Source organism: Paenibacillus sp. CFBP13512 (assembly GCF_005233705.1).
GTDB classification, from domain to species: domain Bacteria; phylum Bacillota; class Bacilli; order Paenibacillales; family Paenibacillaceae; genus Saccharibacillus; species Saccharibacillus nuruki.
In genome coordinates, this window is sequence record NZ_QGAD01000004.1 from 58,829 (window position 1) to 80,513 (window position 21,685).

At 39.4% G+C, this 21,685-nt stretch carries 21 protein-coding genes; 17 read left to right on the forward strand and 4 right to left on the reverse strand.

What is annotated here, in order from left to right; translation table 11 throughout:
- Positions 1–96: 96 nt before the first annotated feature.
- A complete protein-coding gene (locus PaeCFBP13512_RS06790; protein WP_137222104.1) occupies positions 97–999 on the reverse strand; it encodes a TIGR01777 family oxidoreductase in 903 nt (300 codons plus the stop codon).
- Between the two features lie 370 nt (positions 1,000–1,369).
- Between PaeCFBP13512_RS06790 and PaeCFBP13512_RS06795 the strand changes: the two genes are divergently transcribed.
- Together PaeCFBP13512_RS06795 and purU are read left to right on the forward strand one after the other, a co-directional pair.
- Positions 1,370–2,491 carry a deoxyribonuclease IV gene (locus PaeCFBP13512_RS06795; protein WP_137222106.1) on the forward strand — a complete coding sequence of 374 codons (1,122 nt, stop codon included), beginning with the start codon at positions 1,370–1,372 and terminating at the stop codon, positions 2,489–2,491.
- A 148-nt stretch (positions 2,492–2,639) separates the two neighbouring features.
- Complete coding sequence (gene purU, locus PaeCFBP13512_RS06800) at positions 2,640–3,539, forward strand: formyltetrahydrofolate deformylase (RefSeq protein WP_137222108.1); 900 nt, start codon at positions 2,640–2,642, stop codon at positions 3,537–3,539.
- A gap of 202 nt (positions 3,540–3,741) precedes the next feature.
- Here the strand turns inward: purU and PaeCFBP13512_RS06805 are convergent, their stop codons facing one another.
- A complete protein-coding gene (locus PaeCFBP13512_RS06805) occupies positions 3,742–4,188 on the reverse strand; it encodes a hypothetical protein (RefSeq protein WP_241669303.1) in 447 nt (148 codons plus the stop codon).
- Between the two features lie 399 nt (positions 4,189–4,587).
- On the opposite strand from PaeCFBP13512_RS06805, the gene tkt reads away from it, so the two are divergent.
- Both tkt and ppnP read left to right on the forward strand, forming a co-directional pair.
- Entirely contained in the window at positions 4,588–6,648 is a 2,061-nt protein-coding gene (tkt, locus tag PaeCFBP13512_RS06810) for a transketolase (protein ID WP_137222110.1), read from the forward strand.
- A gap of 105 nt (positions 6,649–6,753) precedes the next feature.
- The gene (gene ppnP / locus PaeCFBP13512_RS06815; protein WP_137222112.1) at positions 6,754–7,065 is read left to right on the forward strand and encodes a pyrimidine/purine nucleoside phosphorylase; all 312 of its coding nucleotides are present in this window, start codon (positions 6,754–6,756) and stop codon (positions 7,063–7,065) included.
- 167 nt (positions 7,066–7,232) lie between these two features.
- Here ppnP and PaeCFBP13512_RS06820 read toward each other — a convergent pair whose 3' ends face one another.
- Positions 7,233–8,129, reverse strand: a complete 897-nt coding sequence (locus PaeCFBP13512_RS06820) for an NAD(P)-dependent oxidoreductase (protein WP_137222114.1) — start codon at positions 8,127–8,129, stop codon at positions 7,233–7,235.
- A gap of 125 nt (positions 8,130–8,254) precedes the next feature.
- On the opposite strand from PaeCFBP13512_RS06820, the gene PaeCFBP13512_RS06825 reads away from it, so the two are divergent.
- The 3 genes from PaeCFBP13512_RS06825 to PaeCFBP13512_RS06835 all read left to right on the forward strand — a co-directional run bounded on the left by PaeCFBP13512_RS06825 (position 8,255) and on the right by PaeCFBP13512_RS06835 (position 11,065).
- A complete protein-coding gene (locus PaeCFBP13512_RS06825) occupies positions 8,255–9,610 on the forward strand; it encodes a glucose-6-phosphate isomerase (protein ID WP_069327173.1) in 1,356 nt (451 codons plus the stop codon).
- A gap of 193 nt (positions 9,611–9,803) precedes the next feature.
- A complete protein-coding gene (locus PaeCFBP13512_RS06830) occupies positions 9,804–10,445 on the forward strand; it encodes a YigZ family protein (protein ID WP_137222116.1) in 642 nt (213 codons plus the stop codon).
- 38 nt (positions 10,446–10,483) lie between these two features.
- Positions 10,484–11,065 carry a TetR/AcrR family transcriptional regulator gene (locus PaeCFBP13512_RS06835; RefSeq protein ID WP_069327175.1) on the forward strand — a complete coding sequence of 194 codons (582 nt, stop codon included), beginning with the start codon at positions 10,484–10,486 and terminating at the stop codon, positions 11,063–11,065.
- Positions 11,066–11,260: 195 nt separating this feature from the next.
- Here PaeCFBP13512_RS06835 and PaeCFBP13512_RS06840 read toward each other — a convergent pair whose 3' ends face one another.
- Positions 11,261–11,662: a secondary thiamine-phosphate synthase enzyme YjbQ gene (locus PaeCFBP13512_RS06840; RefSeq protein WP_069327176.1), complete on the reverse strand. Its 402-nt coding sequence runs from the start codon at positions 11,660–11,662 to the stop codon at positions 11,261–11,263.
- 304 nt (positions 11,663–11,966) lie between these two features.
- Between PaeCFBP13512_RS06840 and cysT the strand changes: the two genes are divergently transcribed.
- The 10 genes from cysT to PaeCFBP13512_RS06890 all read left to right on the forward strand — a co-directional run bounded on the left by cysT (position 11,967) and on the right by PaeCFBP13512_RS06890 (position 21,684).
- Positions 11,967–12,782 (forward strand): sulfate ABC transporter permease subunit CysT, encoded by an 816-nt coding sequence (gene cysT, locus PaeCFBP13512_RS06845; RefSeq protein WP_069327177.1) that lies wholly within the window; start codon positions 11,967–11,969, stop codon positions 12,780–12,782.
- Entirely contained in the window at positions 12,782–13,579 is a 798-nt protein-coding gene (locus PaeCFBP13512_RS06850; RefSeq protein ID WP_069327178.1) for a sulfate ABC transporter permease subunit, read from the forward strand. Before cysT ends, PaeCFBP13512_RS06850 begins: the two co-directional genes overlap by 1 nt.
- A gap of 2 nt (positions 13,580–13,581) precedes the next feature.
- Positions 13,582–14,646 (forward strand): sulfate/molybdate ABC transporter ATP-binding protein, encoded by a 1,065-nt coding sequence (locus PaeCFBP13512_RS06855; protein ID WP_069327179.1) that lies wholly within the window; start codon positions 13,582–13,584, stop codon positions 14,644–14,646.
- 71 nt (positions 14,647–14,717) lie between these two features.
- Positions 14,718–15,782, forward strand: coding sequence for a sulfate ABC transporter substrate-binding protein (locus PaeCFBP13512_RS06860; RefSeq protein WP_441343324.1), 1,065 nt, complete (start codon positions 14,718–14,720; stop codon positions 15,780–15,782).
- 221 nt (positions 15,783–16,003) lie between these two features.
- Positions 16,004–16,813, forward strand: coding sequence for an MBL fold metallo-hydrolase (locus PaeCFBP13512_RS06865; protein ID WP_137222118.1), 810 nt, complete (start codon positions 16,004–16,006; stop codon positions 16,811–16,813).
- Between the two features lie 233 nt (positions 16,814–17,046).
- Positions 17,047–17,775, forward strand: a complete 729-nt coding sequence (locus tag PaeCFBP13512_RS06870) for an amino acid ABC transporter ATP-binding protein (protein WP_069327181.1) — start codon at positions 17,047–17,049, stop codon at positions 17,773–17,775.
- Between the two features lie 49 nt (positions 17,776–17,824).
- Positions 17,825–18,667 carry a glutamate ABC transporter substrate-binding protein gene (locus PaeCFBP13512_RS06875; protein ID WP_241669304.1) on the forward strand — a complete coding sequence of 281 codons (843 nt, stop codon included), beginning with the start codon at positions 17,825–17,827 and terminating at the stop codon, positions 18,665–18,667.
- A 115-nt stretch (positions 18,668–18,782) separates the two neighbouring features.
- A complete protein-coding gene (locus PaeCFBP13512_RS06880; RefSeq protein ID WP_069327183.1) occupies positions 18,783–19,436 on the forward strand; it encodes an amino acid ABC transporter permease in 654 nt (217 codons plus the stop codon).
- A gap of 71 nt (positions 19,437–19,507) precedes the next feature.
- Positions 19,508–20,158: an amino acid ABC transporter permease gene (locus tag PaeCFBP13512_RS06885; RefSeq protein ID WP_069327184.1), complete on the forward strand. Its 651-nt coding sequence runs from the start codon at positions 19,508–19,510 to the stop codon at positions 20,156–20,158.
- 158 nt (positions 20,159–20,316) lie between these two features.
- Positions 20,317–21,684, forward strand: a complete 1,368-nt coding sequence (locus PaeCFBP13512_RS06890; RefSeq protein ID WP_241669305.1) for a sensor histidine kinase — start codon at positions 20,317–20,319, stop codon at positions 21,682–21,684.
- The last annotated feature ends 1 nt before the right edge of the window (position 21,685 follow it).

Below are 21,685 nucleotides of genomic sequence, written 5' to 3' on the forward strand. Positions count from 1 at the left end.
TAAGTATATACAAGTAAACATTATCAATAGCTATTATTATCGACTTATAATGATAACGTTCATCATTAGATAATAAGGACTACATGATAACGCTGATTATTGTGTTTTTTCGATATGGTCTAAAGCGCCTAGAATTTCAGGAAATAGAAAAGTAAATCCATGATCCAAAGCTTTTTTCGGAATGACACGTTGTCCATCCAATAAAATATCTGACATTTCGCCTAATGTAGGTTTGAGGGCGATACTTGGAACATGGAACCAGTGTGGACGATGAGTCACTTTAGCAATCGTTTTTCCAAGATCCGCATAGCGTACAGGATTAGGAGAAGAAGCATTCACTGGGCCTTCAATAGCTTTATTTTTAACACAAAAGTCGATTAATCTCACCATGTCATCAATATGAATCCAAGAATTCCATTGTTTACCTGAACCTAGTTTACCGCCAGCCATTAATATATAAGGTAATCGCATCAATGGATAAGCACCTTTATGTTTGTCCAGTACAATACTCACTCTAAGCTTAATCAGGCGTACACCTTTAATACTGTCAGCTACGGCTTCCCATTGTTCAGCAAGGCTAGAAGGGAAGTTCATCGTTCTTTTTGGGCTGCGTTCATCAAATGTTTCCGTATCTGAAGTACCATAAATCGCCATTGCACTGGCTTGAACCACCACTTCAGGCTTTTTCTTCAATGCTTCTATCGCTTTGGAAACGATATTTACGGTTCTCATGCGCGATTCTACCAATTCAAGTTTGGTTTTGGTAGTCCATCGTTGATTCAATGTTTCTCCGGAAAGATTAACGATAACATCTACACCTTCTAATTGCGTAGGGTTTTGTTCCATATCATTCCACGTAATATATTCTACAGCTGGATTTGATTTGGACGCATCTGGAAGTTTACGAGTCACTACTGTAATATCGTGATTTTCTTGTAACCAAAATGGAACGAGATGACTACCTACTAGACCTGTACCTCCACAAACGACGATATTCATATAAATCCTCCTAATTTAAGCTAAAGTGAGTTCACTATGTCTGATAAACGATGTATATCTTCAAATCAGTCTATATCCACAAAGAATCTATGTGCTTCAAAACCTATATCGATCTTACTGAATATATTTAAAAAAATTTAGAAATGTATAAGATTACATTAATCTATTTGCGCCGATGTTAAGCAGTTATCATTCTTCTATATTTTAATTACCCATTATGAAGTCAGATGATCTGAGATAACCATTTGAATATAAGCTAGCAAACGATGAATTTACGATGAAAGGCACAGCTATTTCTAGATTTATTTTGCTATTCACGTTAAAATAGGTGAGATTCGCGAATAGCGGAACACTAAGGAGGAAACACACTATGTTAAAGATCGGTTCTCATGTATCACTTTCCAGTAAAGGGTTACTTAGTGCAGCGAATGAGGCAGATACATATGGCTCAAGCTCATTTATGATATATACCGGAGCGCCACAAAATACGCGCCGTAAACCTATAGATACGTTATTTATTGAAGAAGGCAAAGAAAAAATGCAAACGATGGGTGTTGAAGAAATCGTTGTGCATGCGCCTTACATTATTAACCTAGGTTCGTACAAAGAAAATATTTATGAATTGGCTGTTGATTTTCTACAAGAAGAAATTCGCCGTACACATCAAATTGGTGTACGTAATATCGTGCTTCATCCAGGTGCTTTTACAGATATGGATGCTGAATTTGGTATCAAACGTATTGCAGAAGGTCTTGAAAAAGTATTAGCTGGCGTATCTGAAACAGATGTGAATATTGCGCTAGAAACGATGGCTGGTAAAGGCACTGAAGTAGGGCGTAGCTTTGAAGAAATTGCACAGATTATAGATATGGTACCTCATAATGAACGATTAACGATTTGTTTTGATACGTGTCATACACATGATGCTGGTTACGATCTGATCAATGACTTTGATGGAGTGTTGGAAAAATTTGACCGTCTGATTGGATTGGATCGTTTAACAGTTATGCATATCAATGATAGTAAAAACCCAACAGGCGCCGGTAAAGATCGCCATACAACACTTGGATCTGGTTGGATCGGTTATGAAGCGCTTAGCCGGATTGTTCATCATGATCAGTTGAAAGGTCGTCCTTTTATACTGGAAACGCCTTGGATCGGTAAAGATGCTAAAACACAGCGTCCGATGTATGAAGCAGAGATTGCTTTGCTACGTGGTGATGTGACAGGTCGATTTGGTGCAGGATTCTTAGAAGATGTAGAAAAATTGCATCATTTCTTTGAAGGGCAGAATATTCAAGCACGTCCATATATTTTGGAAACATGGGAGATGCTAAAAGGTGATGCCAAAGCTCGTAAAGCAGATCCTCGTGAACCGATGGAAAGATTGTACGATATGGTAATTGCAGAAGGTCTATTTACAGAATTAAGTGAAGAAGCATTAAATCATCGGTTGACTGCTTATTTCGCAGGAAAAAGTATCCTTTCATAAAATCGAATGTCTACATGATGCTATCAAAAATGATATAAATCTTTATGATATTGAATGAATATTAATAAATTTGAATAAATATATTTACTTTCTTAGCATCATGACATAGATTGTAATATAAGATATTTGAAGGGGGAACGAAGATTCAATGGAAGTACATGTAAAACAAAATCAAACAGCAAGAGAAGAACAACAGGAAAATCGCGCACGGATGCTGATTTCTTGTCCAGATGGCCCCGGAATTGTTGCAACAGTATCACGCTTTTTATTTGAACATGGAGCGAATATTGTTCAATCTGATCAATATACGATGAATCCAGCTGGCGGTATGTTCTTTATGCGTGTCGAATTTGATCTACCTGAACTAAGTAAAAACTTACCTGCACTTGAACGTGATTTTCAAGCGGTAGGAGATCAGTTCAAAATGGAATGGACTATTAATCAGGTGAGTCGCAAAAAAAGACTAGCGATTTTTGTATCTAAAGAAGATCATTGTCTGGTGGAATTGTTGTGGCACTGGCAAGCAGGGGATTTAGATGCAGATATTGCTATGGTGATCAGTAATCACAATGATATGCGTAGCTATGTGGAATCATTCGGTATTCCTTTCCATCATATTCCTGTGACAGCTGATACTAAAAAAGAAGCTGAGCAAAAGCAACTAGAAGTGATCGGCTCCGATATTGATCTGATTGTACTGGCTCGTTATATGCAGATCATTTCACCGTTGTTTATTGAACACTTCCGTAATCGTATTATCAATATTCATCACTCTTTCCTACCTGCATTTGTAGGGGGTAAGCCGTATGCACAAGCATATGATCGTGGTGTCAAAATTATCGGCGCAACCGCTCATTATGTAACAGAAGAATTAGATGGTGGACCGATTATTGAACAAGACGTTCAACGTGTAAGTCATAGCGATAATGTGAATGAATTGAAGCGTATTGGTCGCACGATTGAACGTGTGGTTCTAGCACGAGCAGTAGAGTGGCACACAGAAGATCGCGTACTGGTACATCAGAACAAAACAGTCGTTTTTAATTAATTTTTCTTTCAAGTCAGTAGCTTTTGTTCAATGTTAATCGTATAGGACAAGCTATACTATAAATATACAAAAAGCACGAATGATCTTTTGCAGTTAGCTGGCAGAAGATCATTCGTGCTTTTTTTGTTGGTACGTTAATGTTCTGTTAATACAGATAACGTATGCTAAAGAGAACGCAGATACCAAATGTTATTTTGAACACTTATTTGCGTATCAATAATACTTTTGCTAATAGACTTAAAGATAATCCATACAACAAATGTCCGATTAACCAGTAACCATAAGCTGTCATATCAGTGATCGCTGGAACTCGATCTGACATTAATGTTAACGGAATAAATAAAAGAGAAGACGCAATACCGATCAATAGGCCATACCTCCATGGATGTGGAGACAAACGAATCCATATACTATAGATCCATGCAATAATCACCGAAACCACAAGATGTAAAGCAAATTCAATCAGTTCAGGTAAGCGATCTGGTAAAAAAGGAACAAAATCAATATTCAATAAAAGTGTATAGACTAATGAACCTGTTGCATACTGAATCCATCTCAAAAACAAACCTAAAATAAGTCCACTGAGTAAACCAACCAACAAAATAGGTAGCCATTTCGATCTTTGTGTACGATTACGTGTTATTCTCAAACCTTCATCTCCCAGCGCTTGGCAATATAAGCGCGACCTATTTTAATAAAAAAGTGATTTTTGCAAAGCAAAATATCTTACATCCCAGCACTCAGCAATACATGATCCCAATAAAAAACCTCCATCACCACATATAAAAAGCTGTAACAAAAAGTGATTTTCCCAAAACAAAATGATGAACTTCCTTTTCGTTATAGCCAGTTTGGGTATAAATAAGGATGAAGTTAAATAACGTTCTGGCAAACTTCTCAAACAAGTGTTACAATGGTTGAAGGCTAATAAGTCAAATTGAAAGACTCAAGAGGATTTATTTCATTTGCAACTTTGCTAAGATCTGATATTCAGATGAAATAGAATCTCAAGCACCTCGCTTTACCAAGAAGAATGAGGAGGATTAACATGACTGACAAGAAACAAGAGCAAGAACAAAGTATAAGTAAAGCAGAGAACTCCAACGTGGATAATCTGGCGATTTCAACAATCCGTACGCTTTCTATCGATGCAATCGAAAAAGCAAATTCCGGACATCCTGGTATGCCAATGGGTTCTGCACCAATGGGTTACCAATTATTTGCAAAAACAATGACACATAACCCGGCTAATCCAACTTGGATCAACCGTGACCGTTTTGTACTTTCTGCTGGACATGGCTCTATGCTATTGTACAGCTTGCTACACCTTTCCGGCTATGGCTTGGAAATGGACGAAATCAAACAGTTCCGTCAATGGGGCAGTAAAACTCCAGGTCACCCTGAGTTTGGTCATACTGTTGGTGTTGATGCTACAACTGGACCTCTAGGTCAAGGTGTAGGTATGGCTGTAGGTATGGCTATTGCTGAAGCTCACTTGGCAGCAACGTATAACCAAGGTAACTTCAATGTTGTCGATCATTTCACATATGCAATCTGTGGTGATGGCGATATGATGGAAGGCGTTTCTAGTGAAGCTGCTTCTATGGCGGGTCATATGAAACTAGGTAAATTGATCATGATGTACGATTCCAATGATATTACATTGGATGGTAAAGCAGGTCTTTCTTTCTCTGAGAATGTAGAAGACCGTTTTAAAGCTTATGGATGGCAAGTGATTCGTGTAGAAGACGGTAACGATCTTCCTGCACTTGCAGCTGCTTTGGAAGAAGCAAAAGCGGATCTTTCTCGTCCAACATTGATCGAAGTGAAAACAGTGATCGGTTACGGTAGCCCGAACAAACAAGGTATCGGCGGCCACGGCGGTACTCACGGTTCTCCACTAGGTTCTGCTGAAGCTAAATTAACTAAGGCTGCTTACGAGTGGACTTATGAAGAAGATTTCTATGTACCAGACGAAGTTCGTGAACATTTCGCTAAAGTAAAAGAGCGTGGTGTAGAAGCGAACAATGCATGGAACGAGAAATTTGCTGAATACAAAAAAGCTAACCCTGAACTAGCTGCTCAATTCGAAACAGTAATTGCTGGCGAATTAAGCGAAGGATGGGACAAAGAACTTCCTCATTACACTACAGAAGACAAAGCAGTTTCAACTCGTGTAGCTTCTGGTAATGCGTTGAATGGTCTAATCAATGGTGTTCCTCAATTAGCAGGCGGTTCTGCTGACCTTGAGAGTTCAACAATGACTCACTTGAAAGGTTTGGATAGCTTTACTCCTGAAAGTTATGCGGGTCGTAACATTTATTACGGAGTACGTGAATTCGGTATGGCTGCGGCAATGAACGGTATTGCTCTTCATACAGGCGTTAAAATCTTCGGTGGTACATTCTTCGTATTTACAGATTACTTGCGTCCAGCTGTACGTTTAGCTGCTCTTATGGGCTTGCCTGTAACGTATGTGTTGACTCATGATAGTATCGCTGTTGGTGAAGATGGTCCTACACACGAACCGATCGAACAATTGGCTTCTCTACGCATCATTCCAGGTTTGACAGTGATTCGTCCAGCTGATGGTAATGAAACGTCTGCTGCTTGGGCTCATGCTATGGAAAACCAAAAAGGTCCTATCGCGCTTGTATTGACTCGTCAAAACTTGCCGATCTTGCCAGGTACGGTAGAACATTCTCGTCAAAACATCAAAAAAGGTGCTTATGTGGTATCTGATGCTAAAGCGGGACAACCAGTAGCACAATTGATTGCAACAGGTTCTGAAGTACAATTAGCTGTTCGTGCTCAAGAAGCATTAGCATCTGAAGGTATCGAAGTGCGTGTTATCAGTATGCCAAGCTGGGAATTGTTCGAACAACAAGACCAAGCTTACAAAGATTCTGTATTGTTACCAGATGTTAAACCACGTCTTGCAATCGAAATGGCTCAAACATTCGGTTGGGAACGTTACACTGGCGACAAAGGTGGAATTATCGGAATTACAACTTTCGGTGCTTCTGCTCCAGGAGATCGCGTAATGGCTGAGTACGGCTTTACAGTTGAGAACGTTGTTCAACATGTTAAAGGTCTATTGTCTAAATAATTAAAAGTACTGTTAAAGGTGCAGAAGTTGGCAAAGCGCCATTTCTGCACCTTTTTATAACTATTTTCTGTATTTCAAATGATGAGCAGGGGAGCGGTCTGATTCATGACGCAATTAGAACAGGTAACTGTAGTAAAAGAAGCTAATATTTATTACGAGGGTAAAGTAACTAGCCGTGCAGTCATTTTGCCAGATGGTAGCAAAATCACATTAGGCATTATGTTGCCAGGTTCTTATGAATTTGGAACAGATCAACATGAGACGATGGAAATTCTATCGGGAGAACTTCGTGTCCTGTTACCAGATAAAGAAGAATGGTTAGATATTAAGGGACAGGCAACATTTGAAGTTCCTGCTAATACTCGCTTCAAACTTGAGATTGCTGTAGTCACGGATTACTGCTGTTCTTATGCTTAATCAACATCAATAGCATCGAAAGTAGCTATCAAAAAAGGCAAGCTCATCAGTATCAATCATACTGAGAACTTACCCTTTTCATGTGTACTATAGACTCATCTATCACCTGTGCGATACATCATGCGGAAGATCAAGAATTAAAGTTATACTGTACTAAGAATATAGGATTACAGCTCTTTGCCATTGATCGTTTGACCGATCCATTCTTCATAGCATTTAGCGATAACCGAAAGATCATCATCACCATATCCTTTGGTCTGACCGATCTGGAACATACTTTTTGCCAGATTTAGCATAGGCGAAGGTACACCATTATTATCGTTAAGCACAGAGGCAAGCTTAAGGTCTTTGAGCATCAATGCCAGTGAAAATTGGTTGGTATAATCACCATCGATAATTTTTTGACCTTTGAGTTCAGCGGTACGACTACCTGCTGCGCCCATACGTACCAGTTCATAAAAAGCCGATGGATCAATGCCACCTTTTGCGGCTACAGCAAAAGCTTCAGCAAGGGCAACAGTATGAATACCTACAATGGTATTATGAGCTAATTTGGCAGTAGCACCGCTACCGTTAGCACCCATCGGGATCACTTTGCGACCCAGTGTCTCAAATACATCTTGATGTGCATCAATAACGTGCGTGTCACCGCCAACCATAAATACAAGAGTACCATCAATAGCCGCAGGCTCACTACCTGTGACAGGGGCATCTAGAAATTGACCGCCTTTATCTGTAATCGAAGTGGCTAATTGTTTGACAAGTGATGGAGAAATGGTACTGCAATCCATAACCGTTAATCCGTGTTGAACAGCTTGTAAAATGCCATCTTCGCCTTCGTATACATCAACAATCGAAGTATCATCGCTAATGATCGTAATGACCATATCTTGACCTGTAGCTGCTTCACGCGGCGTATGTACTTGATGGGCTCCTTGCTGAACTAGAGATTCTGCTTTGGATGCTGTACGATTGTATACAGTTAATGTGTAACCTGCTTTGAGCAAGTTGGCTGCCATAGGTAGACCCATCGTGCCAAGGCCAATAAATCCGATTTTTTTCATAGCTTGATTTCCTCCATATCCTGAGTGGGTTAGAACATCTATACTTATCCATTTAGTGTAGCATGTTCAATAGCGAATTGGGTATGGGACCGTATCATAATTTATTTTGGGAGGGTAACAATATTATGGCTAAAACAGTTAAATTTGATTACAGTAACGCTCTTTCTTTTGTCGCTCAACACGAAGTGGATTATTTTGCAGAGCCGATTCGTTTGGCTCACGAACAATTGCATAACGGCACAGGCGCAGGTTCTGATTTCTTAGGATGGATTGACTTGCCTACAGCTTACGATAAAGAAGAATTTGCTCGCATCCAAAAAGCAGCAGCAAAAATTCAAAGCGATTCTGAAGTACTAATCGTTATCGGTATCGGTGGTTCTTATCTAGGTGCTCGCGCAGCGATCGAAATGTTAACTCATTCGTTCTATAACACACTACCTAAAGACAAACGTAAAACACCTGAAATTTATTTTGCAGGTAACAATATCAGTTCTACGTATGTAAACCAGTTGCTAGAAAATATTGAAGGTAAAGATTTCTCTGTCAATGTAATCTCCAAATCAGGTACAACTACAGAGCCAGCGATCGCTTTCCGTATTTTCCGTGCAGAACTAGAGAAAAAATATGGTAAAGAAGAAGCGAAAAAACGCATTTATGCAACAACTGACCGTGCAAAAGGCGCTTTGAAAACATTGGCAGATGCAGAAGGTTACGAAACATTCGTGATTCCTGATGATGTAGGTGGACGTTACTCTGTATTGACTCCAGTAGGATTGTTACCAATCGCTACAGCAGGTATCAATATTGAAGAAATGATGCAAGGTGCAGCAGATGCAGCGAAAGAATACAGTAATCCTAATGTTGCTGAAAACGAAAGCTACCAGTATGCAGCAGTGCGTAACGCATTGTACCGTAAAGGTAAAGCTATCGAAATTTTGGTAAACTATGAGCCTTCCTTGCACTTTGTATCTGAATGGTGGAAACAACTATTCGGCGAAAGTGAAGGTAAAGACTTTAAAGGTATCTTCCCAGCAGCTGTAGATTTCTCAACAGACTTGCACTCTATGGGTCAATTTATCCAAGATGGTAGCCGTAACATTTTCGAAACGGTTGTACAAGTTGAAAATGTAGCTAGCCACATTACAATCGAATCTGATCCAGATGACTTGGATGGCTTGAACTTCTTAACAGGTAAAACACTTGATTTCGTCAACAAAAAAGCATTCCAAGGTACACTACTTGCACACACAGATGGTCAAGTACCTAACTTGATCGTGAATATCGAAGATCAAACACCTTATTCTTTCGGATACCTTGTCTACTTCTTCGAAAAAGCTTGCGGTATCAGCGGTTACTTGTCAGGTGTAAATCCATTTGACCAAGAAGGCGTAGAAGCTTACAAAAAGAATATGTTTGCATTGCTAGGTAAACCAGGATTTGAAAAACAAAAAGCAGAACTTGAAGCAAGACTTTCCGAATAAGTCACTTTAAGTTAAAATAGAATAAATCAATACGAGAAAGCAGTTCTTTGACAGTAATGTCAGGGGGCTGCTTTCTTGATACTTAAATATAGTGTATTATATCTTTGGAAACACATGAACTATTCTGTCTGGTACATACCTATTAAATCAAAGCAGAATAGGGTAGTGTCTTATCAATAAAGTGAGGATTAAAATGGACAAACCTGAACGTTATCGCACAGTCAAGCAAGAAGGTGTCAAAGAGATTGTTATTAAAAAATCTCGTTTTTTAGGGCATGTTATGCCTGTACAGACAGAAGAAGAAGCCATCGTTTTTATAGAACGCATTAAAAAGCAACACTGGAATGCTACTCATAATTGTTCGGCATATCTGATCGGTTCACGAGGAGAGATACAGCGGCAATCGGACGATGGAGAACCTAGCGGTACAGCAGGAAAACCTATTTTGGAGGTGATCAAGAATCAGCAACTTCAAGATGTAGCGATTGTGGTTACTCGTTATTTTGGGGGAATTATGTTAGGTGCAGGAGGGTTGATTCGGGCTTATACCGATGGCGCTGTAGCGGCTATTGAAGCAGGTGAAGCAATTACTCGTATACTTCATCAAGAAGTTGCAGTAGAATTGGATTACACCTGGCTAGGCAAAGTCGAAAACGAATTGCGTAATCGCGGTATTCGCACAGCCGAAACGGATTTTACCGATAAGGTGATTGTGAATTGTTTGCCTGTAGCAAGCGAAGCCGAAGCATTCAAAGCATGGATTACAGATGTCACGCAAGGACAGTCTGTGATCACTGAAGGTGAACAGCGTTACTTTATCGAAGCTGCATTTTGAATCAGACTATGCAAAATGCTTGAAGGAGAATCGTAATCATGGCACGAAGAGCGGTAGAACAAGAACTATCCAGAGAAAGAATTCTCGAAGCTGCCAGACATCTGTTCGTCACCAAAGGATATCGGGCAATTTCAATGCGGAGTATTGGTCAACATTTGGGGTATAGCCATGGTTCGTTATATTATCACTTTAAAGAAAAAGCAGAGCTGTTTTATGCGATCGTGATGGAAGACTTTGATCATTTATGCTTTTTGTTTCGAGAAGTTAAAGATCAGCCTGAACACGGGGAATGGTCCAAAGTAGAGTTGTTGCTTATCGAGTTTATTCGCTTTGGCTTAGACAATGCGCATCAGTATGAGATTATGTTTATGACTCGTGATGAAGAATTACTGAGTTATTGCCGGGCAGAACAAGCACGATGTTTTGATTTATTTGCGTCAATCATTCGTCAATCAATGACCGCATCAGATCATACGAGGGAAGAAATGAATACTATTCCGCTGAGTTTATTTTTATCGATTCATGGCTTTATCTCGTATTATATTCAAGATCGTGTAGGCTACGATGATATTAAGCCTGCTGTAGTTGCCCATGTCAAGACACTATGTCGTGTACTGTGAAGGGACAATGAAATGATTGCGTATATGGATCAAGATAAGGTGAGCTATTCAGATCAAGCTCAAAAGTATCTGCATACTTTAAGGCTTTCCCTTGTCAAAACGGTAAACTCCTATAGTAAAGTCGTAAAAGTTGTATATGATTTAAAAAGGCGATGTATCCACGAACGCATACGATGGATACATCGCCTTTTTAAGTTAACCTGCTATAATTTTGACCATATATTCACGTTTACGTGGACCATCAAATTCACAGAAGTAAATCCCTTGCCAGCGTCCAAGTAGCATCCGACCTTCTTGGATAATAATCGTTTGGGAAGGGCCGGTAGTGATCGATTTGAGATGAGAAGCAGTATTGCCTTCCATATGACGGTATTTGGGATGTTCCCACGGGTACACTTCATCGAGTCGCATAATTACATCATGCTTTACATCGGGATCGGCATTTTCATTGATAGCTATTCCTGCTGTTGTATGCGGGCAATAGACAACAACAATGCCTTCTTTGACTCCACTTTGGGAAATTAAAGAAGAGACGTCACGCGTAATATCTCTCATTTCATCACGTTTACTGGTTGAGATCGGTAAGGTATATAGCATCCATTATTCCTTCTTTCTATGCTTTTTTTCAAATTGGGTATTCAACGATTGTTATTTTACATATATAGACAAAATATCACAAAAATATATTTGAAATTAGAGTACCACTTAAACAACCGTCTACTTCTCTATTACCCGTTTTCAACAGAATGCTTATCATATCAGTAGATTGAGTACTATTAATCATTTTGACAAAAAGTACTCTTTCAATTGACGGTAGGTATGACAATTTGCTAAAGTATTGCTAAGATTTAAAGCCGAGTATACTAATAGGAAAAAAAGGTTAAAGCAAAGGAGTCATATCGTGAATCGTACATTGCTGCGTCATAAAGGATGGACTTGGGGATTTCGCTCGACCGTATTATTGTATTTTCTACTATTGATTGTACTACCGATTGCAGGCGTGTATGTGAACTCATTTTCAGAAGGTTGGGCAGCATTCGTACAGAATATCAGTGATCCTATTGCTTGGAAAGCTGTGCTATTGACATTAAAATTAGCCTTAATTGCTACAGTGATTAATGTGTTGATCGGTACAATGTCTGCCTGGGTATTAGTGCGTTATGATTTTGCCGGGAAATCTTTGTTGAACAGTATTGTTGATTTGCCATTTGCTTTGCCAACAGCTGTAGGTGGACTGATGATTCTGGTGTTGTTAGGGCCGAACAGTTGGATGGGCAAATTAGCAGATACTTTAGGATTTCAGTTCGTTTTTCACCAACCAGCGATTATTATAGCGATGGTGTTTGTAACCTTTCCATTTGTAATTCGAGCAATACAGCCACTACTGGAAGAAATGGATCATTCTGCTGAAGAAGCATCGTATACGTTAGGAGCTTCTAAAAGAGATACTTTTTTTCGCGTGATATTGCCATCTATGTCTCCAGGCATTATTAGTGGAGCGATGTTAGCTTTCTCTAGAGCATTGGCTGAATTTGGAGCTGTTGTACTGGTGGCAGGTAATATTCCCGGACGTACATTGACAGCTTCTGTGTATATTTTTGGTGAAGTAGAAAGTGATAACGAAGCTGGAGCAGCCGCTATTTCTGTTATTTTATTGACATTATCGTTTCTTATCCTTTGGCTGATTAATGCAGTACAGACAAGGAGAACACGCTAATGAGAAAATATTGGATTCCACTCACATGGATTGTATTTAGCATATTGATCTTGATTCCATTAGCTGTACTTGCGACAGGAGCTTTTGACAAAGGGACAAGCGGTTTTATTGCTGCACTGAGTCGCCCTGAAGCCAGACATGCATTAATGATGACTGGATTGATTGTATTAGTTGTAACGATTTTAAATGGTCTATTCGGAATCATGATGGGGATCTATCTGGTACGCGGGACATGGCTAAGCCGTAGAGTCAGACAATTATTCAATAGTATTGTCGATTTACCGTATGCTGTTTCACCTGTTATTGGAGGATTAATGATTGTATTGCTGTTAGGGCCAGATACCGTTATCGGTACATTTTTTGAACAGATTGGATTTAAAGTAGTCTATGCCTTTCCCGGTATGGTGATTGCAACACTATTTGTGACCTTTCCATTGATGGTACGTGAAGTGATGCCTGTGCTACAAGAACTGGGAAATGATCAAGAAGAAGCGGCTTCTACACTTGGAGCGTATAGTTGGACAACGTTTTGGAAAGTCACATGGCCTTCGATCCGCTGGGCTGTGATTTACGGTACGATTTTGACAGTTGCACGCTCTCTAGGCGAATTTGGAGCGGTATTGGTAGTGTCGGGCAATATCATTAACAAAACACAAACAGCCACGACGCTGGTGTATCAAGATATGGAGAACTTCAATGTAACAGCTGCCAATGGGGTTGCACTGGTGTTGGCTATATTCTCGGTAGGGTTATTATTGTTAATGGAACGCGCCAAAAAGAGAAAGGGAGTGCACTGAGTATGCATCTGGAAGTTCGTAATTTGGATAAGCATTTCGGACAATTTCACGCTGTACAAGATGTTAGCTTCAATGTACAAAAAGGTCATTTGATCGGATTGTTAGGTCCAAGTGGTGGAGGTAAAACATCGATCTTACGTATGTTAGCTGGATTGGAATCACCGGATAGTGGAGATATTATTTTTCATGGACAAAAAGTCAATCAATTGCCTCCCCAAGAACGTGAGATTGGCTTTGTTTTTCAAAACTATGCGTTGTTCAAACATATGACGGTCTTCGATAATATCGCTTTTGGTCTGACGGTAAAAAAAATGAAAAAGCCTGCGATCAAGGAACGTGTGCAGGAATTAGTAGAACTGACAGGTTTAGCTGGATTTGAACATCGTTATCCGCATCAGTTATCCGGTGGACAACGACAACGGGTGGCTTTTGCCAGAGCTCTTGCCCCTGAACCTCAATTATTGTTGTTGGATGAACCATTTGCAGCGATCGATGCCAAGATTCGGCAAGAACTACGTACATGGCTTCGTGAATTGATTGAACGGGTTGGGATTACATCGATCTTTGTCACTCATGATCAGGATGAAGCAATAGAAGTGGCTGATGAGATTATGATTATTAATGGCGGTCGTTTAGAGCAAAAAGGAACACCGTGGGATATTTACAAACAACCATCCACACCTTTTGTAGCTTCATTTATTGGAGAATCTACGATTGTTGATGAAGTTTCTTTACTAAAAGGATTTGACCATGAACAATCTCATCCAGGTATTCATGCCTTGATTCGTCCTGAATATATTGAAGTGGGACATGCTAGCGAGTTCCCTTTCTTATCTGCTACAGAGAAAGGAACCGTAAAACATCTACATTTTCGCGGCAGTCAGTGGTTGGTCGAAGTACAGGTCGGTCAGCATTCATTGATCACATATCGTTCACTGGAAAAAGAAACACTAGAAATTGGACAATCAGTACATGTGATGGTGCATCGGGCATATCTATTTAATGATCAAGAAAGCTGGATTGCTGAAAATCGTCTCAAACAAGATACCTTATCAATGTTTATTTAACCAAAGGATCTCAGCCCGTTCTGTGAACGTGGGAAAGGAAGGGATTGGGCTTGAAAAACAATCGTTTGAATATAAGGATAAAGCGTAATGAGATATTGCTGTCTGTATTGCTTATAGTAAGTGTGATCTTATCTGCATGTGGTAATCAAAGCGATACCGAATCTACAGCTTCAGCCAGTGCCGTATCTAATGATGGCAAAGATATTACACTTGTGATCGGTGCGTACAGTGTGGCTAAAGATGCAGTCGGAGAGATTTTACCCAAATTTCAAGCTGAATGGAAAGCCAAAACAGGGCAAAATGTAAAATTCCAAGAATCGTACGAAGCTTCTGGTACACAAGCCCGTGCTATTGCAGGTGGATTTGAAGCGGATGTGACCTTATTATCGCTTGAAGGCGATATTGATAAATTAGTCAAAGCAGGGCTAGTCAAAGATACATGGAGAGACGAGCCGCATAAAGGAATGATCACACGCTCTATTGTTGTATTAGGCACACGTGAAGGGAATCCACTCGGTATTCATAATTTCAACGATCTGACCAAGCCTGATGTCAAAGTATTATATCCTAATCCCAAAACATCAGGTGGGGCACAATGGGATATTAATGCAATATACGGTGCAGGACTCAAGCAATCCGAACGGGATGAAGGCAAAAAAGATCCTGTAGCAGCCAAAGCTTTTTTACAAGCTGTACATCAAAATGTAGAGTCCTTGGATAAAAGTGGACGTGCATCTATGGCGGCATTTGAATATGGTGTGGGCGATGTGATTGTAACGTATGAAAATGAATTGTTAGCACGGATGGCACAAGGGGCTAAGTATGAAGTGGTTATACCTGACGATACAATACTTATCGAAAATCCAGCAGCTGTTGTAGACCAATATGTTGATGAGCATGGCACACGTAAAGTAGCTGAAGCTTTTCTTGCTTACTTATGGACACCTGAAGCTCAAGAAGTATTTGCAAAGCATGGATTTCGCCCGGTTAACGAACAGGTGATGGCAAAACACGTAAGTGAGTATCCTACACCTAAAGGATTATTTAATATCGATTATCTAGGTGGTTGGAGTGAAGTACGGAAAAATCTATATTCTAGTCGTGGAATATGGTATCAGGTTCTAGCTGGCATATAAAATAGTAGAAATAGATTTTATTCAGTGGTAAATACAAAAAACTTCTTTACGTGGAGCTTATTTCACGCTTAAAGAAGTTTTTTTGTGGGTAAAAGCAGAACAAGGACTAAATACCTTACCTTTTTAACTAAGTCAAAGGTCACGATTAATATGTCGAAAGATACAAGAAAATGATATACTGTACGATATTAGATAGCAACGCTCAAGGAGAGAATATAATAATGAACGGAAGAGTAGATCGATTAACATTTTTGGGGACAGGCGATGCAATGGGAGTACCTAGAGTATACTGCGAGTGTACCATATGCGAAGAAGCACGAAGTGGTGGAATGAATCGCCGTCTGCGTTCTTCTGTGCTTGTCGAAGGAATCGGGGGAGATTTCTTAATAGACTGTGGGCCTGATTGGCGCACACAGATGGAAATGATTAATCGCCGTGCAGATATCACCGATATTGTTGTGACGCATGCACACTTTGACCATATCGGTGGTTTGCCTGAATGGGCAGATGCTTGTAAGTGGCAACAATTAAAAGGTAGATTATTTGCACCACAAGAAGTTTTGGATATGATCAGCAAGCAATTTCCATGGATTAGTAGTCATATTGAATTCATAGCAAACGATCAAGGAATGGAACTCAATGGCTGGAGTATTACTCCATGGAAAGTACATCACGGACATAACGGTTATTCTTATGCGTATCGTTTTGAAAAAAATGATTTTGCATGGGTGTATTGCCCGGATGCGATAGGACTAAATGACACACAGAAGAAGCCTCTGCATATGTTAGACTTGTTGATTTTGGGAACAAGCTTTGTACATGAAGAAACAGAATATGCTACTCGTTCTGTATACGATATGCGTGAAGCGGCTGAATTGATAGATGAAGTGGTTCCTTCGGAAACGATCTATACACATATGTCTCATTATGTGGATTTGCGTGAAGATTTGAACCTGGCTCCAAGTATCAGTGTGGCTCGCACAGGAATGACAGTCGATCTGGGCAATTATTCTTCATTACTATCCGAATAATAACGATATTGCGATTACACTTATATAGCATAACCAGCATGAACCGATAGATTGTCTATCGGTTTATTTGCATTTTTAGGATCATTATTTAGAATAAAACAGAAATTTAAAATAATTTCTTGTAGGATTATGTAGTTTTACATAGGTGTAGGTTAAGATTATATAAAATGTAAGTATAACTAACAAGAGAAATATAATATATACTATTTATGGAATTTAAAAGGAGGAATATAATGATTACCTTCCATGAAGTTAACAAGTTCTATGGAGATTTTCAAGTGTTGACTGGAATTAACCTTCATGTCAAACAAGGAGAGGTAGTTGTTGTACTCGGACCTTCCGGTTCTGGTAAAAGTACAATGCTACGATGTATCAACCGTCTTGAAGATACAAGTAGTGGAGAATTAACAGTGAACAATGTAAGGGTAGATGATCGCAAAACAGACCTCAATAAGTTACGTCGCAAAATCGGTATGGTTTTTCAGCATTTTAATTTATACCCTCATAAAAAAGTAATTGATAATATTACCCTCGCACCGATCAAAGCACTAGGTGTATCCAAAGCGGAAGCCGCAGAGACCGCTATGTATTATTTAGAAAAAGTCGGTATCGCTGAAAAAGCAAATGCTTATCCTTCACAATTATCAGGCGGACAGCAACAGCGTGTTGCTATCGCTAGAGGACTTGCTGTCAAACCCGAAATTATGCTGTTTGATGAACCAACCTCTGCCTTAGATCCTGAGATGGTTGGTGAAGTGCTTGATGTGATGAAAGCACTCGCCCGGGAAGGAATGACGATGGTTGTAGTTACTCATGAAATGGGATTTGCTCGCGAAGTCGCAGACCGCGTCATCTTTATGGATCAAGGCAAAATTGTAGAAGAAGCCACGCCGGAAGAATTCTTTTCCGCTCCCAAAGAAGAACGTGCTCAATTGTTCTTGAGTCGTTTATTGAATCACTAATTCTGTTATTTGTATCCACCAATATAAAAAAAGAAAAGGGGATTTACTTATGAAAAATCACAAAAGATACAATGTTAAAAAATTAGCGATGTTGTTAGCATGTATGGTAGCTATTGTTACAGTACTGGGAGCATGTAGCGTAACCAAGCCAACGTCCTCTTCTACAGCAAGTTCTAACGAATTATTAGATCAAATTAAAGAACGTGATAAATTGATCGTAGGCGTAAAATACGATACTAAATTATTCGGCCTCAAAAACCCATCTACAGGTGATGTAGAAGGATTCGATATTGATATAGCTCATGCTTTAGCAAAAAGTATTTTAGGTGATGCAAGCAAAGTGGAGTTCAAAGAAGTAACATCCAAAACACGTATTCCGATGCTTAATAATGGTGATATCGATATGGTTATTGCAACGATGACGATTACCGATGAGCGTAAAAAAGAAGTTGATTTCTCGGATGTTTATTTCCAAGCGGGACAATCATTGTTAGTGAAAAAAGGTAGCCCAATCAAAGGCATTGAAGATGTAACCGCAGATACAACAGTACTTGCTTCTAAAGGTGCAACATCAATCAAAAATATTGAAGAAAAAGTACCGGGTGTCAAAGTATTGGAATTTGATAATTATCAAGATGCATTTAATGCACTTAAAGCAGGTAAAGGTGATGCTTTAACTACTGATGATGCGATTCTATATGGTATGTCTGCACAAGATCCTGGTTATGAAGTTGTGGGTAAACCATTTACAGATGAGCCTTACGGTATCGCTGTGAAAAAAGGGGAAACCAAAGTTGTTGAAGCGATCAACAAAGCACTAACAGATATGAAAGCTGACAAATCGTACAATGAGATTTATAAAAAATGGATTGGTAAAGAGCCAACAACCTAAATCGTGATCTGTTCAAGCGATCATTAGTAATGCATACAGAAGGTGGGCAACCGGCAATCGTTGCCTACCTTTTTTGTTTGATCATGTATACACAGGCTAAGGAGGTACAGAAAATATGTTGGACTTTTCGATTCTCACTGAGTATTTCCCTTTATATTTGGAAGGTTTTCTAAATACAATCAAAGCGAGCGTATTGGCATTGATCGGTAGCTTTTTATTAGGAACAGTAATTGCTATTTTCCGAATTAGCGGTGTAAAGCTATTGCAATGGTTCGGTACAGCATATGTTGAATTTATACGAAATATTCCTATTTTGATCGTCGTATTATTTTTCTCATGGGGACTTCCTTCGATCGGTGTCAAATTAGATGGTTTTGCCGCAGGAACATTAGGCTTAACGGTATACACATCAGCCTTTATAGCTGAAGCGATCCGTGCAGGGATTCAATCGGTTCCTAAAGGGCAATCCGAAGCCGCACGATCTGCGGGAATGACGTATATCCAGACGATGATTCATGTGATTTTGCCACAAGCGATTAAGTTAGTCATTCCACCGCTTAGTAACCAGTTTATCAATTTGATCAAAAACTCTTCAGTACTTACAATCGTAGCGGGTCTTGATCTGATGTACTTCTCAGACAAAATCAGTAGCGAAACGTATGTTATCTTCAGTACTTATATCTTTGCAGCGATGTTCTATCTTGTACTGACATTACCAATGAGTTATGGGGCTTCTGTATTGGAACGTAAATGGGCGAAAAATTCATAATTTCTTCTACCCTAATCGAATGAAGATAGACCTCAGAAGTCAGAGTCAGATGAACCAAAGGAGGGCAATTGATGGATTTCATAGGAGCATATTCACCGGATAACTTGCGCTTTCTTATGGAAGGGCTGAAAATAACACTTTTTGTTGCCTTTATTGCGATTATACTTAGCTTTGTGATTGGTTGTATTGTAGGAACGATTCGTTATGCCAAAGTCCCCATTTTATCACCGATATTAATGGTTATTGTTGAAGTCTTGCGTAATTTGCCATTATTGCTTATTATTTTGTTTGTACAGTTCGGTTTGCCAGAGATTGGGATCAAAATGACGATTACCTTTGGTGCTATTGTAGCGCTGACTGCCTTCGAAGCTTCGATGATCTCAGAGATTGTTCGTGCAGGGCTAACATCGGTTCCCAAAGGACAAGTAGAAGCTGCACGTTCTTCAGGGCTTACGCAAATGCAGACGTTATGGCATATTGTATTGCCTCAAGGATTACGTAAAATGGTTCCTCCATTAGTGAGTCAATTTATCTCGCTTCTTAAAGATACCTCATTAGCGGTTATTATTTCGTTAGCTGAATTGGTACACAATGCACAGATTATTATGGGACAAAATTCTAATTATCCGATTCCAATCTTATTATTGATCGCTGTGATCTACTTTGTGATCAATTATGCACTATCGCTAATTTCCAAACGATTAGAAACAAAAACAGCTTAAATTCGGCAAAGATATCGACGATGTAAATCACCGGTTTCCGCAGGGAAGCCGGTTTTTGGTATGTGAAATCAAGATTTGTTATCGATTTGTAAAAGTATACAGCCTGAAAGGGAAAATGTATGATACCATATAAACAATTTCATAAACCTTTTTACCGCATGTGGAACAAACTTAAGTATGTATTGTCCTATCATCAAGTCGCAGCAGAAACCAGTTCCAGAGGAGCGGAAGGACGGATGGCGACTTTTTTTAAAAATGAAAAAATCCAGATGCTTACTGTAGCGATCGGTACAGCAGTAGCCGGTGAATTCAAAATCAATCCAGTACAAGGTGATCTATTTCGGATTGGTCTAGGTGGTAGTGCTTTTCTATTATTGATGCTACTCATGAATCGGCTTCCGTATTTGCGAACAGGGATATTTACAGCTTTAACAGTGGTTGTTTTTCGTATGATGTTGGACTTTATTTCGGCTCCGCATCTATTCTCTATAGATGAGAGTGCACGTGTGCATACATCAGCAGGTTTGTATTATATGACGTTTGCGATTGGTATGTTTTGTATTCAAAGTCGATTAACCCGAATGAACCTATTGCTGCTAAGTGGAGTAACCGCTTGTATTGATTTTGGCTCCAATACGATTGAGATGATCTGTCGCTGGATTCTTACAGGTAGTGATATTATGATTCCAGCAACATGGGGCTATATTTTTCTAGTCGCTGTGATTCGTGGATTTTTTACAACAGGATTATATAGTAGTATCTCAGTGAGCCAGATTCGAGCTCTTCATAGTGAACAGAAGAAGCGGATGGAACAGATGTTAGCTGTAAATGCGGGTCTATATGGTGAAGTGTTTTATTTGCGCAAATCGATGGATACGATCGAGCATCTAACCAGCAGTAGTTACCGCTTATATATGGATATGAAGCGTGAAGGTCTAACCGAGTATAGTCAAAGGCAACTGAGTATTACCCAGGAAATACATGAAGTCAAAAAAGACTCACAACGTATCGCCGCTGGATTGCTCAAATTATTTGATCAAAAATCACAGACTGCTTTATCCCTATTTGAAATACTGGATTATACAATAAGAGGTAATCGCAAATATGCGACAATGTTAGCAAAAAAAGTGACGTTTACAGCTCGCTTAGAAGTGAATTATATTACTTCTGAATATATTCCATTACTGACGATACTGAATAATTTGACATCCAATGCTGTTGAAGCGTTAGGCGAAACTGGTTCGATCGAAGTAAGTGTGTGGGAACAAGGGCAAGATACGATACTCACTGTCTATGATTCGGGTAAAGGGATCGACCAGCAAGCACGTGAATTAATTTTTGAACCTGGTTTTACGACCAAGTTCGCTCAAGGTGGAAGCGCAGCTACAGGAATAGGGCTTTCTCATGTGCATGATATTGTATGTTCGCTAGGAGGAACGATCCAACTACAAGAAGCAGAAGATACCGTTTGGCAGACGATTTTTGAAGTGAAATTACCAACGTTATTGTTGAAAAAGGGGGAATAAG

What these genes read in the sequence shown, in the direction of transcription:
- PaeCFBP13512_RS06825 (WP_069327173.1), top strand. Translation starts at nt 8,255, where the DNA reads ATGGCTAAAACAGTTAAATTTGATTACAGTAACGCTCTTTCTTTTGTC.
- PaeCFBP13512_RS06795 (WP_137222106.1), top strand. Translation starts at nt 1,370, where the DNA reads ATGTTAAAGATCGGTTCTCATGTATCACTTTCCAGTAAAGGGTTACTT.
- PaeCFBP13512_RS06890 (WP_241669305.1), top strand. Translation starts at nt 20,317, where the DNA reads ATGTGGAACAAACTTAAGTATGTATTGTCCTATCATCAAGTCGCAGCA.
- PaeCFBP13512_RS06870 (WP_069327181.1), top strand. Translation starts at nt 17,047, where the DNA reads ATGATTACCTTCCATGAAGTTAACAAGTTCTATGGAGATTTTCAAGTG.
- PaeCFBP13512_RS06835 (WP_069327175.1), top strand. Translation starts at nt 10,484, where the DNA reads ATGGCACGAAGAGCGGTAGAACAAGAACTATCCAGAGAAAGAATTCTC.
- purU (WP_137222108.1), top strand. Translation starts at nt 2,640, where the DNA reads ATGGAAGTACATGTAAAACAAAATCAAACAGCAAGAGAAGAACAACAG.
- PaeCFBP13512_RS06875 (WP_241669304.1), top strand. Translation starts at nt 17,825, where the DNA reads ATGAAAAATCACAAAAGATACAATGTTAAAAAATTAGCGATGTTGTTA.
- PaeCFBP13512_RS06790 (WP_137222104.1), bottom strand. Translation starts at nt 999, where the DNA reads ATGAATATCGTCGTTTGTGGAGGTACAGGTCTAGTAGGTAGTCATCTC.
- tkt (WP_137222110.1), top strand. Translation starts at nt 4,588, where the DNA reads ATGACTGACAAGAAACAAGAGCAAGAACAAAGTATAAGTAAAGCAGAG.
- PaeCFBP13512_RS06830 (WP_137222116.1), top strand. Translation starts at nt 9,804, where the DNA reads ATGGACAAACCTGAACGTTATCGCACAGTCAAGCAAGAAGGTGTCAAA.
- PaeCFBP13512_RS06855 (WP_069327179.1), top strand. Translation starts at nt 13,582, where the DNA reads ATGCATCTGGAAGTTCGTAATTTGGATAAGCATTTCGGACAATTTCAC.
- PaeCFBP13512_RS06820 (WP_137222114.1), bottom strand. Translation starts at nt 8,129, where the DNA reads ATGAAAAAAATCGGATTTATTGGCCTTGGCACGATGGGTCTACCTATG.
- PaeCFBP13512_RS06865 (WP_137222118.1), top strand. Translation starts at nt 16,004, where the DNA reads ATGAACGGAAGAGTAGATCGATTAACATTTTTGGGGACAGGCGATGCA.
- PaeCFBP13512_RS06850 (WP_069327178.1), top strand. Translation starts at nt 12,782, where the DNA reads ATGAGAAAATATTGGATTCCACTCACATGGATTGTATTTAGCATATTG.
- PaeCFBP13512_RS06840 (WP_069327176.1), bottom strand. Translation starts at nt 11,662, where the DNA reads ATGCTATATACCTTACCGATCTCAACCAGTAAACGTGATGAAATGAGA.
- PaeCFBP13512_RS06885 (WP_069327184.1), top strand. Translation starts at nt 19,508, where the DNA reads ATGGATTTCATAGGAGCATATTCACCGGATAACTTGCGCTTTCTTATG.
- PaeCFBP13512_RS06880 (WP_069327183.1), top strand. Translation starts at nt 18,783, where the DNA reads ATGTTGGACTTTTCGATTCTCACTGAGTATTTCCCTTTATATTTGGAA.
- ppnP (WP_137222112.1), top strand. Translation starts at nt 6,754, where the DNA reads ATGACGCAATTAGAACAGGTAACTGTAGTAAAAGAAGCTAATATTTAT.